We start from the raw sequence: 13,801 nt of genomic DNA on the forward strand, positions 1-13,801 counted from the left end.
ATAAAGAGAATGATCGAGATGCGAGGGAGCAACGATAGCATGAAAAAACTGCGAAAACGAATACGAGATTTTTTTCCGCGCAGAGCGCTGCGGGCGCTCACCGTCGTCGTTCTGCTCGGCGGAATGTGGGTCGGCTATCATTGGCAACGGATTGAAGAAACGGCCGAGCAGGCTGTCCCCCGACACGCCGATGTCGGCATCGTGCTGGGGGCTGCTGTGTGGGGAGAAGGCCCAAGTCCCGGACTGCGCGAGCGGTTGGAGCAAGCCGTCCAGTTGTACCGGGATGGCTACGTGTCTGCCTTGCTCGTCACAGGCGGACTGGGCGAGGGAAAAACGAAAACAGAAGCAGAGGTCAGCCGGGACTATCTGGTCGCCCACGGCATCCCGGCAGAGCACATTCTCATGGAGAACCAGTCCACCAGTACATACGAAAACCTGCTGTACGGCCAGCAGGCTTTCGACGACTATCGTATGCACCATGTGTTGATAATTAGCCACGACTACCATTTGGCCCGCGCAATGACCATGGCCGAATCGCTTGGGTGGAACGCCTCTCCGGTCGCCGTACACTCGCATGTCTTGTTCGGGCCGTACCATCGGGGCAGAGAGGTGCTTGCCATCTCGTACTGGGAAGCCTCCCGCCTCTTCGCGTTAGCTGCCCGCTCGATGGTTTTGGCGGCGGATTTCGTAAACGTCCACGAAGTGACGAATCCGCTCCATGATCCGCGCCGCCTTTGTCTGCTCAATCCGGTTGCCATTTGAGATAGACAAATGCTCCTGCAGCTCCTCCAGCGAGTAGTTCGAGGTAAACAGCGTCGGCAAATGGTTGTTCGCCCGCTGGTTCAAAATGACGCCCAAAATCTCGTCCCGCACCCACGGCGTCAAGTTTTCCGCCCCGATGTCGTCGAGGATGAGCACAGGCACTTCCTTGAGCAGCTCCAGCTTCCCAGCGTACGACTGGTCCGAGATCGAATCTTTCATCTCGCGGATAAAGTCGGGCACGTACACGAGCAGGGAAGCGACATTGCGCTCGGACAGCTCGCGGCCGATCGCGCCCATGATGTAGCTTTTTCCAACGCCAAACGGGCCGTGAAAATACAGGCCCTTGACCCGCTCGCCCGTACCTACCTTTTCACAAAACTGGATCGCCGCTTCCACCGAGGCCAAATTGTCGGCGTCGATGACCATTGACTCGAAGCTCGCGTTCATCGTCTCTTCGGACACGTAGTAGCTGCGCATGAGGCGACGGCGGCGCACCTCTTCCTCGTGCGCAAGCTGCTTGGAACAGGGCCTGATCGAGCTGACGATGTTGCCGTGGGCCACCTCAAGCTGGGTGCTGTGACCCCTGACCAGATTCGGGCACTCGCCAAGCCCCGGACAACGCTCGCACCAATACTGCTCCTTGACTGCTGTATAAATGCTGGAGAGCGAGCGAAGGTAATCGTCTCGGGTCAATGCCGGGTGCTCCGCCTGAAAAGCTTTCAAATACGCAGACGAACGGAACATTTTATCCAATTGCTGATCGGGTGTCAGCAGTTGACGCGGCGTTCGCTTGGCAAGCTCCTGCATGAACTCGCTGATAGATTCCATATTCCCTCACTCCCCTTACTTCCGTTTTCGCAGCGTTTCCAGCCTCTTTTGCAATTCCGGAAAATCCTGAATGGACTGCCCTTTGGAAGCGTCCGGCGCTGCCTTTTCCTGCGACAACTGCCATTCCACCGAAGCTGGCAGCTTGTCTTGCAAAATCGCCCGGCCGTTTCGTCTGACCGGAGTTTGTTCCTTCTTCGCTGTTTTTGCTTTTTCGCCGGACTGCGCCCGTTGCTCGGAGCGCTCCACGATTTGCTTCACCGCTTCATCGACAGTGGCAATCCGCTTCGCCTTCCAACTGTCGCGAATCGTCTCCATGTACGCTTTCGGCAGCTCCATCTGCATGCTGGCGAGCGTGTGCAAAAGCAGCGCGTTCACGACTTCCGGCGACATGCCATCTGCGAACACCAACGTCTCGGCGCGTTCCAGATACACCTTGCTCACGCGGCCGCCCACGACCTTTTCCAACAGCGCCAGCGGGGAAAGCAGCCGGCAGGCGCGCACAAACGCTTCGCTGCCCGGTTCAGGCAACTTGCCCGGCCCCCAGTCGTCATCTGGCGTAGCCAAAGCCGCATCGCTGCGATACAGCTTGCCTTCCGTGTAGCGCTGCATGAGCCGCTTGCGAAGCACCTCTCCGTCCAGGCTCCGGTCCGCCTTGTACAGCGTCCAGTCGCGCAGCTCCTGCCCCATGCCCCAGCTATCCAACTGATAAAAATGGCAGAGCGAAAACAACAGCTCCATGCTTTTGCCTTCCAGCACTTTGGCGGCATCGGCGTTGTCCGGCAAGTACAGCCGCAAAGACGACACGCTCAGCGAATGGTTCACCTGTGCTTCGAAGCCGGACTTCATCTCGGCCTGCGGGAAGTTTGTCTCCATCTCGGTCAAAAAGCGCTCGCGCTCCGAGCCTTTTTTCACTTCCAGCTCCGACGGTTTCAACGATTGGAAAACTTCGTGAAAATCTTTGGTGATATTTTCTACCTGCGAATATTCCTCTGCCAGCTTGCTGCCCAAGGCATCGGCATACTGCTGCCGCAACTGGGAGTAGCGGACGTTTTCGATTTTGTTGAGCAGCATCAATGAAAGCACGTAGTCCGCGAAAAACTCTCCGGGCGCAAGCGGCGGTTTCAGCAAATATTCGTAGTAATAATCGCGCTGCTGGTTTTCCCGGCGGCGCACTTCGACAAGTCCGATGGCCTCCAGGCGTTCACGCGCATCCAGCAAACGATCCAGGGACAGCGAAGAGGCGAGCATGAGACTGCGATGGGTTCCCTCCGCAGAGGCCCCGCTCGCTTCCTGCACACTGTGGACAAGCATTTGGTAGAGGGCGTACGATTCGACGCCAATGATCGGCAAGTACAACTGCGTGACAAACCCCATTTCCGAAAAGCTGAGAGGTCTTGCCAGCCGCACCAGGTAACGATCTTTTGGCAACAATTCGTTCCAGACTAAACGGCGCATCAGATCTTTCCTTCCTGACAAAATTCGATTCTATTATTATAGCATGGCAAACGGATGTGCGTAGAAAAATAACTGGAAAGCAAAATAGCCCCGGCGAAATTCGCAAGAGCGTGAGGAGAGTCCTATCGGTTATCTATCTCTTAATCATTCGGCAACGAAGACTGGCTGCCCCTCGCCTGCGCCAGAAGCTCCTCCAGCTCTTTCATGAATACATTGATATCTTTGAATTGGCGATAAACAGAGGCAAAACGGACGTAAGCGACTTCATCGACGTGGTACAAACGCTCCATGACCTTTTCCCCAACATCGTTGCTCGGGATTTCCGCCTGGCCGCAGCTACGCAGCTCTTTTTCAATGTCGTTCACCACATTTTCCAGCACTTCCAACGGAACAGGTCGCTTCTCGCAGGCGCGCACCAGACCGCGCAACACCTTTTCGCGGCTGAACTCCTCGCGGGTGCCATCCTTTTTCACGATCAAGAGCGGCGTTTCCTCGACCATTTCAAATGTAGTAAAACGACGTTCGCACGATTCGCATTCCCGGCGGCGACGGATTGATTTATTATGATTAAAGGGGCGCGAATCCAGGACTTTAGTGCCATTGTATTCACAAAATGGACAACGCATATCAGAATCAACTCCAATACTGACAATACATGTCTACAGTGTCCCTCATATTCCAGTCAGAAGTCAAGTCAATCCTTGTACCTATTTAAAGCATAAGTCGAATGGAGTACAATATGGGTACTGTTGGAGGGATTGGAATGCGTTTAGTTTCTTTAAGACAAGCCCAGCCGGGAATGAAGCTCGGCCGTACCGTTTTCACCGAAGATGGAAAAGTGCTGCTTGGCGTCGGTATGCAGTTGACAGAGCGCTTGATATCCGGACTTCAACGATCCGGTGTCGACTCCGTTTACATTGATGATCCACGCACGGAAGACATCGTAGTGGAGGACGTCATTCGTCCGCAGACCAGACAAGTTGCCGTGGAAGTCATTGAAAAAACGATCAAGCAGATCACCAACTCGAACAAGCTGGCCCGCAAAATCTCCCTGAAAGAAATGGGCCTGCATTTTCAACGGGCTTTCAGCTCCATTCTGGACGACCTGATGCAAAACAAGCAGATGGTCGGTCACCTGACCACGATCTCTTCCCATTCTCCATCCCTGTACCATCATTCGGTCAACGTGGCAGTGCTCGCGACGGCAGTCGGCATGTCGCTCGGCTACAACCGGACCCAACTGATGAACCTGGGCATCGGAGCCATGCTGCACGATATCGGCAAGGTCAGTTTGCCGGAGGAGCTTTTGCAGAAAAAAGAGCGCTGGAATGCAGAAGAACAGGAGCTGGCGAAGCAGCATGCGACGCTCGGCTTTGACCTGCTTCGCAAGCAGCACGACATTTCCTTGTTGTCTGCCCACGTCTGTTTGCAGCACCACGAACGGCTGAACGGGAGCGGCTATCCCCAGGGCCTGGTCGGGAAGCAGATTCATGAATTCGCCCAGATTGTCGGTCTTTGCGATATTTATGACTCATTGACATCTCCGCGTCCCTGGCGCAAGCGCTACATGCCCCAGGATGCTGTCGAATACTTGCTCGGCTCTGGCGGTCATCTTTTCGAGCATCATCTGGTGAACGCCTTTATCAAGCACATCGCGATTTTCCCGATCGGAAGCAGCGTCGTCCTCAATACGGGCGAGACAGGGGTAGTCAGTCGCGTTGACCCGGACTATTCCCATCGGCCGACGATCCGCGTCTTGAAAGACGGGCGCGGCAACGATGTCATCGCTCCCTATGATCTCGACCTGAAAGAAAACATCAAGCTGTTTATCGTCGGCTTCGAAGACGATCAATTGTTTAACATCAGCGGCTTGTCTGAATCTTCTTCTTCGTGAATGGAAATGATAGCGGAAACAATTTGGCTTCGCCCTTTTGACGGCGAAGCCTTTTTTTGCGGGGAGGGGCAAGCATGACAAAAAGCCCTTTGCCGCTTCGTTTGAAACGGGCAAAGGGCTTGCTCAGTCGAGCTTAGTTGACACCAGCCGCTGCTGCTTCTTTGGCAGTTGCCTGGTTGTGCATTTCCGATACGTGGCGCACGAGGTCTACGACGCGGCAGGAGTAGCCCCACTCGTTGTCGTACCAAGCGATTACTTTTACCTGGTTGGTTCCCATGACCATCGTGGACAGACCGTCGACGATCGAGGAGTTGTCGTTGCCGTTGAAGTCGCTGGATACGAGCGGCTCGTCGCAAAACTCGAGGTAGCCTTTCATGCTGCCTTCGCTTGCTTCGCGCAGCACGCGGTTCACTTCTTCTACGGTTACAGGCTTTTTCGTGTTGATTACCAGGTCCACAACCGATACATTCGGGGTAGGGACACGCAGCGCAAAGCCGTTCAGCTTGCCATTCAGCTCAGGCAATACTTTGCCTACCGCGCGAGCAGCGCCCGTAGTAGTCGGGATGATGGACTCGCCAGCCGCGCGCGCACGGCGCAGGTCTTTGTGCGGGTTGTCGATGTTCACCTGATCGTTTGTGATCGAGTGAATGGTTGTCATCAAGCCTTGCTCGATGCCGAACGCATCGTTGAGCACTTTTGCCACCGGAGCCAGGCAGTTGGTGGTGCAGGAAGCGTTGGACACGATATGGTGATTCGCATGGTCGTAGATGGAATCGTTTACGCCCATGACGATCGTTGCGTCTTCTTCCTTGGCTGGAGCCGTGATGACCACTTTTTTCGCTCCGCTTTGCAGGTGCTTGCCAGCGCCTTCGCGATCCTTGAATTTTCCAGTCGCTTCCACGACGATTTCCACACCCAGTTCGCCCCAAGGCAGCTTGAGCGGGTCGCGGTCGGAAAGGACAACTGTCGCTTTGCCATCTACAATGATTTTGTTGTCTTGTACTTCCACTTTATTTTGCAGGCGTCCATGAATCGTGTCGTATTTCAGCAAGTGTGCAAGCGTCTCCGCAGGATAGCTGGCGTTGATCGCTACGATTTCAATGTTGGGGTCCTGGATAGCGCGGCGGAATACCATGCGCCCAATACGGCCGAAACCATTAATACCAATTTTGATTGTCATAAATAGAAACCCCTTTCGCAATTAAGTTACACTGATCCGTTACTTTCATTATAATAAGTATAACACAATTATCAATGTGTTTTACTGAAAAATAAATATTTGGACGATTTTCCCCTCCTATTTTTTGTACCCACGCAAAGATAAAAGCCGCTCTCCTGCAAGAGAAACGGCTTTTACCTCAACTGGAAGTCATATATGCGCTTGTAACGGTCATGATAATAGAGGACTCGCTGCACATATTGGCGCGTCTCTCCGAACGGAATGTCTTCAATCGTTTCGCGGTGCCCGCTCCACTGTTGGCTTTCCAGCCAGCCGTTCACTTTTCCCGGTCCGGCATTGTAGGCCGCGATGACCTTGATGAGATCGCCCTCGTAGCGGTTCAGCAAAAAGTTCAGGTACCACGTCCCGATCTCGATGTTCATGACGGGATCGTACAAGTACTGCTCGTCTTGCGGACGGAATTTGGCCTGGCTGACGATCCACTCCGCCGTATCCGGCATGATCTGCATCAGGCCGACCGCTCCTTTTTTCGAGACGCGGTCTGTTTTGAAGCCGCTCTCGGAACGGATGACGGCCAAAATCAGATAAGGGTCTACATTGTATTTGATCGCTGCTGTCACGATTTCCTGCTGATACTTGATGGGGTACATCCATTTCCAAACCAAAGGCGTACCTTGCAGCAAAAAAACGCTCATCAGAACGAGCAGAATGAATGCTGCGCGTTTGCCTGGTCTCATGAGCGCTGCTCCGACCTGATTGCGGCGAGAAGCGCTTCCACCTGTCGCTCAGTCTCTTCGCGGGAAAAGGAGTTGTCGATCAAAAAGTCGGCTTCCAGCTTCTTCTGCTCAATCGGAAACTGGGCGCGCAACCGCTTTTTCGCCTGCTCTTCTTCCAGTTCGTCCCGCTCGATCATCCGCGCAAGCTGCATGTCGTACGGCGCGTAAACCACGACAATTTTCTCGACCATATGCTGCAGCTTGCTTTCAAACAACAGCGGAATGTCCATGAACACGATGTCAGCCCCGTTTGCCTCGGCTGCTTCCGCCTCTTCCCGCATCACTCGCCGTACCTCGGGATGGACGATGGCGTTCAGCTTTTGACGCTCGGACTCGTCTGAAAACACGATCTCCCCAAGCCCTTTTCGGTCAATTTGACCGTCTTCCAACAGGATGTCTCTTCCGAAATGACGCACAATCGCTTCATACGCCGGCTTGCCCGGCTCCACGACCTCTCTGGCGATCTGGTCCGCGTCAATGACCGGAATCCCGCGCTCTCTCAGCATGCCGGTCACTGTGCTCTTGCCAGTGGCAATCCCGCCCGTCAATCCTAAGATCATGCCCATCCTCCTCCCTCGGCAAAAAGTTTACTTTTTCTGGCACACTGGGCAAATGTGGGTTCCTCTGCCCCCCACCACAAAGCGGACAATCTCGGCTCCGCAGCGGACACAAGGCTCATTTTTTCGCCCGTAGACCATGAGCGATTGCTGGAACATCCCCATTTCGCCCTGCCCGTTCACGTAGGACTTGATGGAGCTGCCCCCTTGCTCGACTGCTTCGGACAAGGTAGCGACGATGCTTTCATGCAGTCGGTCGACCTCTTTGCGAGTCAATTTGCCTGCCGGCTTCTCGGGGTGAATCCCTGCCTTAAACAGTGACTCGTCCACATAAATATTCCCCAGTCCTACAATACATTCCTGGTTCAACAGGAGCGGTTTAATTTTTGTTGGCCTGCCTGCGAGCAGCTTGCGCAGGACGTCGGGAGTAAAGCTTTCCTCCAGCGGCTCTACCCCCAGCTTGGCCAGCGGTCCTGTAGCCGTCTCCTGGCCTTTTGGAAAAAGGTCCATCGTCCCGAACTGGCGCACGTCCCGGTAGCGCAGCTCGGTCTGGTCCGTGAAGTGAAACACGACGTGCGTATGCTTCTCCACAGGCTCGTCTGCCTGGTACAGCCCGTATCTTCCTTCCATCCGCAGATGGGAAATGAGCACGTCCTGATCCATGAAAAATTGAATGAACTTGGCCCGCCGCGCGATCTCCTGGATCGTCTGGCCCGCAAGCTGGGCCTTGAACGCTTCCACGTCATCCGGCTGGCGAACGATCCGGGGCAGATGGACACTGACCCGTTCAATCGTTTTTCCCAGCACCAGACTGCGCAATGTGCGGACGACGGTTTCTACCTCTGGCAACTCCGGCATATGCCTCCTCCTCTCGCTGACTGCATTCTCTCTTTTTTGGTTTGGCGGCCTGCCTACTTGGCGTCGTACCAGCTTCGCCCGTCGCTCACGTCCACTTTGAGCGGAACGTCGAGCGCAAGCGCCCCTTCCATGACTTCCGGCACGAGCTTGCGCATGATCGCAAGTTCGTTTTCCGGCACTTCAAACACGAGCTCATCGTGCACCTGCAAAAGCATCCGGCTGGACAGCCCTTTTTGCTCCAGGCTCTCCTGCATGCGAATCATCGCCAGCTTGATGACGTCGGCAGCCGTCCCTTGAATCGGCGTGTTCATCGCTGTGCGCTCCGCGAAGGAACGCAGGTTGAAGTTGCTGCTGCGAATGTCGGGCAAGTAGCGGCGACGGTGCAACAACGTCGTCACGTAGCCGTCCTGCTTGGCCTGCTGGACAATCTCGTCCATCCAGCGCTTCACACCGGAGAAGACGGCGAAGTAGCGCTCGATGAACTCGGCGGCTTCCTTGCGGGTGATGTTCAAGTTTTGCGACAAGCCGTAGTCGCTGATGCCGTAGACGATGCCGAAGTTGACCGCTTTGGCCTGGCGGCGCATCAAGGAAGTCACTTCGCCCTCGCTCACACCGAATACGTCCATCGCAGTGCGCGTATGAATGTCCATCCCTTTCCGGAACGCGTCGATCAAGTTTTCGTCGCCGGAAATGTGGGCCAAAATCCGCAGCTCGATCTGCGAGTAGTCCGCTGCCAGCATGTACCAGCCGTCCTCGGACGGGATGAACGCCTCGCGAATTTTGCGGCCTTCCTCCATGCGAATCGGGATGTTCTGCAAGTTTGGTTCCGTGCTGGACAGACGTCCTGTAGCCGTGGTCGCCTGGTTGTACAAGGTGTGCACCTTGCTCGTCTTCGTATGAATTTCTTTTGTCAGCCCTTCAATGTACGTCGAGCGCAACTTGCCGAGCTGACGGAAGTTCAGGATCGCGTCGATGATCGGATGGTACGGAGCCAGCTTCTCCAGCACGTCTGCACTGGTCGAAGGGCCAGTCTTCGTCTTTTTGATGACAGGCAAGGCCAGCTTGTCGAACAAAATTTCGCCCAGTTGTTTAGGCGAGTTGATGTTGAACGGCCCGCCAGCCAGGTCGTAAATCTGTGTGGTTAAATCGGCCAGCTTTTTGTCCAGCTCCTCGCCCATTTGCACGAGACGCTCGCTGTTGACCTTGACCCCTTGTTTTTCCATGCGCGCCAGCACCATGCTGAGCGGCGCTTCCAGATCGCGGAGCAGCTCCACCATTTCGTTTTCCGCCAACTGCTCGCGAAGTACCGGCACGCTCTGCCAAATCGCCGCAGCCTTGTGCGCCACATGTTCGCAGAGCACGTCCATTTCCGGCACGAGGCGCTTGGCCCCTTTTCCGTACACCTCTTCGTCAGACAGCACCCGCACCTGGGCGTACTGGGAAGCGATGCTGTCGAGCGTCGGATTGCTCTCCGAGGCGTTGAGCAGGTAGGAAGCGAGGTAGACGTCAAAGCTGATCCCGTTTGCCTCCAGCCCATGCCATGCCAGCCCTACCGTGTCGCGTTTTCCGTCAAACGCCCACTTTTCCTTGGCAGGGTCGGCCAGCCACGCACAGAACGCCTTCCACTCCCGCGCTACATCCCACGGTACGAAAAGCACCGTTCCTTCCGCTGCCAGTCCGAAGCCAAGAATCGGAGCATGGTGGTAGTTCTCGCCGTCCATTTCGATGTACAAGGCCATCGGGGAGGTCAGCTTGTCTGCGTACTTGTCCGCGTTTTCCTCTGTGACTACTTCAAATTCAAAAGGCTTTGCAGAAGTCTCCTGTCCGCTTCCTTCTGCGGGCTGTGCCACCTTGATTTTGGAGAGCAGCGACTTGAACTCCATCTTTTTGAAAAAGTCGCTGACGAGCGCTCCGTCGTAGCCGCCGTAGGCCGTCTCGTGCACGTCCAGCTCGACCGGAGCTTCGCGCAAAATCGTCGCCAACGCCTTGCTCATGTTGGCCTTGTCCACATTTTCGCGCAAGTTTTCCTGCAGCTTCTTGCCGGAGATGCGGTCGATGTTTTCCAGCACCTTCTCGACAGAGCCGTATTCGTGCAATAGCTTCAGGGCCGTCTTCTCGCCGACGCCGGGCACGCCCGGAATATTGTCGGACGAATCGCCCATCAAGCCTTTCAAATCAATGATTTGCAGCGGCGCAAGGCCGTATTTTTCCTGAATTTCCTGCGGGGTGTACAACTCGATTTCACTGACGCCTTTGCGGGTCAGCGCGACCGATACGTGATCGGACACGAGTTGGAGCATATCCTTGTCCCCGGTAATGACGGTTGTTTTCCAGGCCTGTGCATCTGCATGCCTGGTCAACGTGCCGATGATGTCGTCCGCCTCGTAGCCTTCCAACTCAAAATGCTTGATCGAAAAGGCGTCGAGCAGCTCCCGGATGAGCGGAAACTGTTCGGACAGCTCCGGCGGCGTTTTGCTGCGCCCGCCTTTGTATTCGGCGTACTCGCTGTGGCGGAAGACGACTTTTCCCGCGTCAAACGCAACCATAATATGCGTTGGCTTCATTTCCTCCAGCACGCGAAGCAACATCGTGGTAAAACCGAGGACTGCGTTCGTGTGCAGTCCGGCTGACGTGGACAACAAAGGGAGCGCATAAAACGCCCGGTTGGCTACGCTGTTTCCGTCAATCAACACAAAATGACTCAAGGAATCCGACCCCTCTCGTGGCAAAACTACTATCTTTTATCGTAACATAGGGCGATCGCCTAAGCCAAGCCGCAGATACTGCGGGTAAACACCGGCGCGGTTGAACAGACTATGAAAAAAATGGACAAGGAAGGCGATCATATGTATTTGCTGAAAAGATTTCCGCTCGTGCTTGCCGCCCTGATTTCCTGCTTCACTTTTTCGTGGACTGCGGCCGCAGGCGACACCGCTCCCCCCGCACAGCCAAAACCGAAGCACTTGGTAGCGTTTGTCATCGACGACTTCGGCAACAACATGGCAGGAACAGAGGAAATGCTGAATTTGCCCGTGCCGCTGACTGTCGCGGTCATGCCGTTTATGCCAAGCACGAAGCAGGACGCGGAGCTTGCCCACAAAAAAGGGCACGACGTGTTCGTCCACATGCCGATGGAGCCTGTCAAGGGCAAACGCTCGTGGCTCGGGCCAGGTGCCATTACGACCGATCTGTCCGATGAAGAAATTCGCCAGCGGGTCGAAAAAGCGATTGACGACGTGCCGCACGCCATCGGGATGAACAACCATATGGGCTCCAAGGTGACGGCTGACGAGCGCATCATGCGAATTATCATGAGTGTCGTCAAAAAGCGCGGCCTCATATACCTGGACAGCAAAACGACAGACAAGAGCGTGGCCGGCAAAATCGCCGAGGAGATGGGCGTACCGCACGCGGAAAACCGGATTTTTCTCGACGACGTCTACTCTGTTCCGCACATCACCAAGCAGATGGAGAAAATATGCAAGCTGATCGGCAACCACCCGCTCTGCATCGCGATCGGGCACGTCGGGCCTCCGGGCAAAAAAACAGCCTCCGTTCTGCGCCAGTACATCCCGCGGATTCAGAAGGAGGCCGAATTTGTCACGATTTCACAGCTTATTCATCAAGTCGGCCATTGATCTGCTGGATCAATGGCTCTTGCCACCAGCTTTCTTCTGCGAACGTCTCCATTTTCAGATTTCCTGTCAAGGTCACGTATTCGCTCACGGCTTCTCTGATGGCCTGGGCGATTTTTTCTTGTGACGCAGGAGTGGTCAGCATTTCACGGTCAGAAGCGTTGCTGATAAACCCCATCTCCACGATGACCGACGGACAGTAGCTGTGACGCAGCATGTAGTACGTCTTGCCCTTGACCGGCTTGTCGTTTGTGTTCGCCAGCCGGTTCAGCGAGCTTTGCAGCAGATCGGCCAGCATAAAGCTCTGTTCATTGCTCTGGTAGAGCACGACTGGCCCGCGGCGGCGCGAATCGCTCGACCAGTTCACGTGCAGGCTCAGCATCATTTGCGGCACGATTTCCTTCGCCAAATTTTTGCGCTGGGCGAGGTCGCGAATATGCCGGGAGCGATTGCCCAGCCAGCGGTTGTCGTCGCTCAGCGCGATATCCTCATAGCGATTCAGCGCTACGCTGTACCCTGCCTTGGTCAGTTGCTCGTACAGGCGCTTGGCAATTTGCAGATTGATGTCTTTTTCATGCAGATTGCCGTAAGAGGTGCCGGAGTCCACCCCTCCGTGGCCGACGTCGATCAGGATGTGGATGGGGGTCAGCGGGATCGCTTCTGTTCGCGCAGGCATGCACACGAGCAAAAGCAACAACACAACGATGCGGAAAAAGGAATGTAGGTATCTCATGCCTGTAGGATTGCCTGATTGAAAAAAAACCTTTCAGGTAACTGGGTAAGCATAACATTGTGAATTTTTCAGGCGAACGGTACAATAGAAAACATCGTGACTTGTAGCTGACATAAGAAGGTGTACACATGAATCAACCATTGGAAAAGCCGCTGTTTCCCCCGTACTTGGCACTGCTCATCGGGGTGATCGCCATCTCCTCATCCGCGATTTTCGTCAAGCTGTCCAGCGCGCCTGCGCCGATTATCGCCACGTATCGGCTGATTTTTTCCGTCGTCCTGACGCTTCCGTTTTTGCTCTGGAATCGCGGCGCTCTCGCGGAGATCGGAAACATGAGCAGAAAAGTGTGGCTACTCTGTCTATTGTCCGGCGCATTTTTGGCCAGCCATTTTCTGTTGTGGTTCGAATCGTTGAACTACACGTCTGTAGCCAGCTCAACCGTGCTGGTAACGTTGCAGCCCTTATTCGCCTTTATCGGCGGTTACTTCTTTTTCGGGGAGCGCGTGCGGCTGCTCGCACTCTCGGGCGGATTGCTCGCCATCGCAGGCAGCTTCGTCATTGGCTGGGGAGATTTTCAGGTCGGCGGCATGGCTCTTTTCGGCGACGCGCTCGCCTTGCTCGGCGCGGTGACCGTCACCGGCTACTGGCTGGTCGGCCAGTACGTCCGCCAGCACATGTCTTCGTTTACCTACACACTGGTCGTCTACACGGCGACGAGCGTGATTCTGGTCGCCTACGATCTCGTTCTCGGCTATCCGCTGGTCGGCTACCCTGCACAGGACTGGGGCTGGTTTTTCTGCCTCGCGCTGTTCCCGACCTTGCTCGGCCACTCGATTTTCAACTGGGTCATCAAATGGTTGAACACGACCACGATTTCCATGGGCATTTTGGGGGAACCGATCGGAACCGCCATCCTGGCTTACTTCATTCTGGGTGAAGTCGTCACCGTGCCGCAATGGGTCGGCGGACTGATTATCATCGCCGGTATTTATTTGTTTATTCGCTATAACCAACCAGCAAAAGGAGTGTCTCAAGGTGAACAAGCACCCCCAACCCCGAAAAAGCTTGCGTGAATTTGTGAAAGGCCTGAATGTCTGGGCCAAGATTGGCTGGACGGTTTTGC

At 55.1% G+C, this 13,801-nt stretch carries 13 protein-coding genes; 4 read left to right on the forward strand and 9 right to left on the reverse strand.

The features are described from left to right. Window positions 1–39: 39 nt before the first annotated feature. Complete coding sequence (locus M655_RS20795; protein WP_007784768.1) at window positions 40–762, forward strand: YdcF family protein; 723 nt, start codon at window positions 40–42, stop codon at window positions 760–762. On the opposite strand, the gene dnaI is transcribed toward M655_RS20795, so the two are convergent. From dnaI to nrdR, 3 genes are all read right to left on the reverse strand, one after another. After that, window positions 652–1,590, reverse strand: coding sequence for a primosomal protein DnaI (dnaI, locus tag M655_RS20800; protein WP_005833880.1), 939 nt, complete (start codon window positions 1,588–1,590; stop codon window positions 652–654). The two genes, M655_RS20795 and dnaI, sit on opposite strands and share 111 nt — an antisense overlap. 15 nt (window positions 1,591–1,605) lie before the next feature. Beyond that, on the reverse strand, window positions 1,606–3,045 hold the full coding sequence (locus tag M655_RS20805; protein ID WP_026557901.1) for a replication initiation and membrane attachment family protein: 1,440 nt from the start codon (window positions 3,043–3,045) through the stop codon (window positions 1,606–1,608). A 140-nt stretch (window positions 3,046–3,185) separates the two neighbouring features. After that, window positions 3,186–3,671, reverse strand: a complete 486-nt coding sequence (nrdR, locus tag M655_RS20810; RefSeq protein ID WP_007784772.1) for a transcriptional regulator NrdR — start codon at window positions 3,669–3,671, stop codon at window positions 3,186–3,188. A 137-nt stretch (window positions 3,672–3,808) separates the two neighbouring features. Between nrdR and M655_RS20815 the strand changes: the two genes are divergently transcribed. Further along, window positions 3,809–4,939 (forward strand): HD-GYP domain-containing protein, encoded by a 1,131-nt coding sequence (locus M655_RS20815; RefSeq protein WP_007784773.1) that lies wholly within the window; start codon window positions 3,809–3,811, stop codon window positions 4,937–4,939. A gap of 133 nt (window positions 4,940–5,072) precedes the next feature. Here the strand turns inward: M655_RS20815 and M655_RS20820 are convergent, their stop codons facing one another. From M655_RS20820 to polA, 5 genes are all read right to left on the reverse strand, one after another. Beyond that, entirely contained in the window at window positions 5,073–6,119 is a 1,047-nt protein-coding gene (locus tag M655_RS20820) for a glyceraldehyde-3-phosphate dehydrogenase (protein WP_005833872.1), read from the reverse strand. Window positions 6,120–6,292: 173 nt separating this feature from the next. After that, window positions 6,293–6,856 carry a lytic transglycosylase domain-containing protein gene (locus M655_RS20825; protein ID WP_005833870.1) on the reverse strand — a complete coding sequence of 188 codons (564 nt, stop codon included), beginning with the start codon at window positions 6,854–6,856 and terminating at the stop codon, window positions 6,293–6,295. After that, entirely contained in the window at window positions 6,853–7,455 is a 603-nt protein-coding gene (coaE, locus tag M655_RS20830) for a dephospho-CoA kinase (RefSeq protein ID WP_005833868.1), read from the reverse strand. The genes M655_RS20825 and coaE overlap by 4 nt, the downstream gene beginning before the upstream one ends. Window positions 7,456–7,482: 27 nt before the next feature. Then, window positions 7,483–8,310, reverse strand: a complete 828-nt coding sequence (gene mutM / locus M655_RS20835; protein ID WP_005833866.1) for a DNA-formamidopyrimidine glycosylase — start codon at window positions 8,308–8,310, stop codon at window positions 7,483–7,485. A 53-nt stretch (window positions 8,311–8,363) separates the two neighbouring features. Further along, window positions 8,364–11,015 carry a DNA polymerase I gene (gene polA, locus M655_RS20840; RefSeq protein ID WP_005833864.1) on the reverse strand — a complete coding sequence of 884 codons (2,652 nt, stop codon included), beginning with the start codon at window positions 11,013–11,015 and terminating at the stop codon, window positions 8,364–8,366. Between the two features lie 111 nt (window positions 11,016–11,126). On the opposite strand from polA, the gene M655_RS20845 reads away from it, so the two are divergent. Continuing rightward, window positions 11,127–11,948: a divergent polysaccharide deacetylase family protein gene (locus M655_RS20845; protein ID WP_026557902.1), complete on the forward strand. Its 822-nt coding sequence runs from the start codon at window positions 11,127–11,129 to the stop codon at window positions 11,946–11,948. On the opposite strand, the gene M655_RS20850 is transcribed toward M655_RS20845, so the two are convergent. Continuing rightward, entirely contained in the window at window positions 11,926–12,678 is a 753-nt protein-coding gene (locus tag M655_RS20850; RefSeq protein ID WP_005833860.1) for an N-acetylmuramoyl-L-alanine amidase family protein, read from the reverse strand. The genes M655_RS20845 and M655_RS20850 overlap by 23 nt on opposite strands. A gap of 128 nt (window positions 12,679–12,806) precedes the next feature. Between M655_RS20850 and M655_RS20855 the strand changes: the two genes are divergently transcribed. Beyond that, complete coding sequence (locus tag M655_RS20855; RefSeq protein WP_025846842.1) at window positions 12,807–13,751, forward strand: DMT family transporter; 945 nt, start codon at window positions 12,807–12,809, stop codon at window positions 13,749–13,751. Window positions 13,752–13,801: the final 50 nt, after the last annotated feature.

This window comes from Brevibacillus sp. NSP2.1, assembly GCF_000470975.2.
GTDB lineage: Bacteria > Bacillota > Bacilli > Brevibacillales > Brevibacillaceae > Brevibacillus > Brevibacillus agri.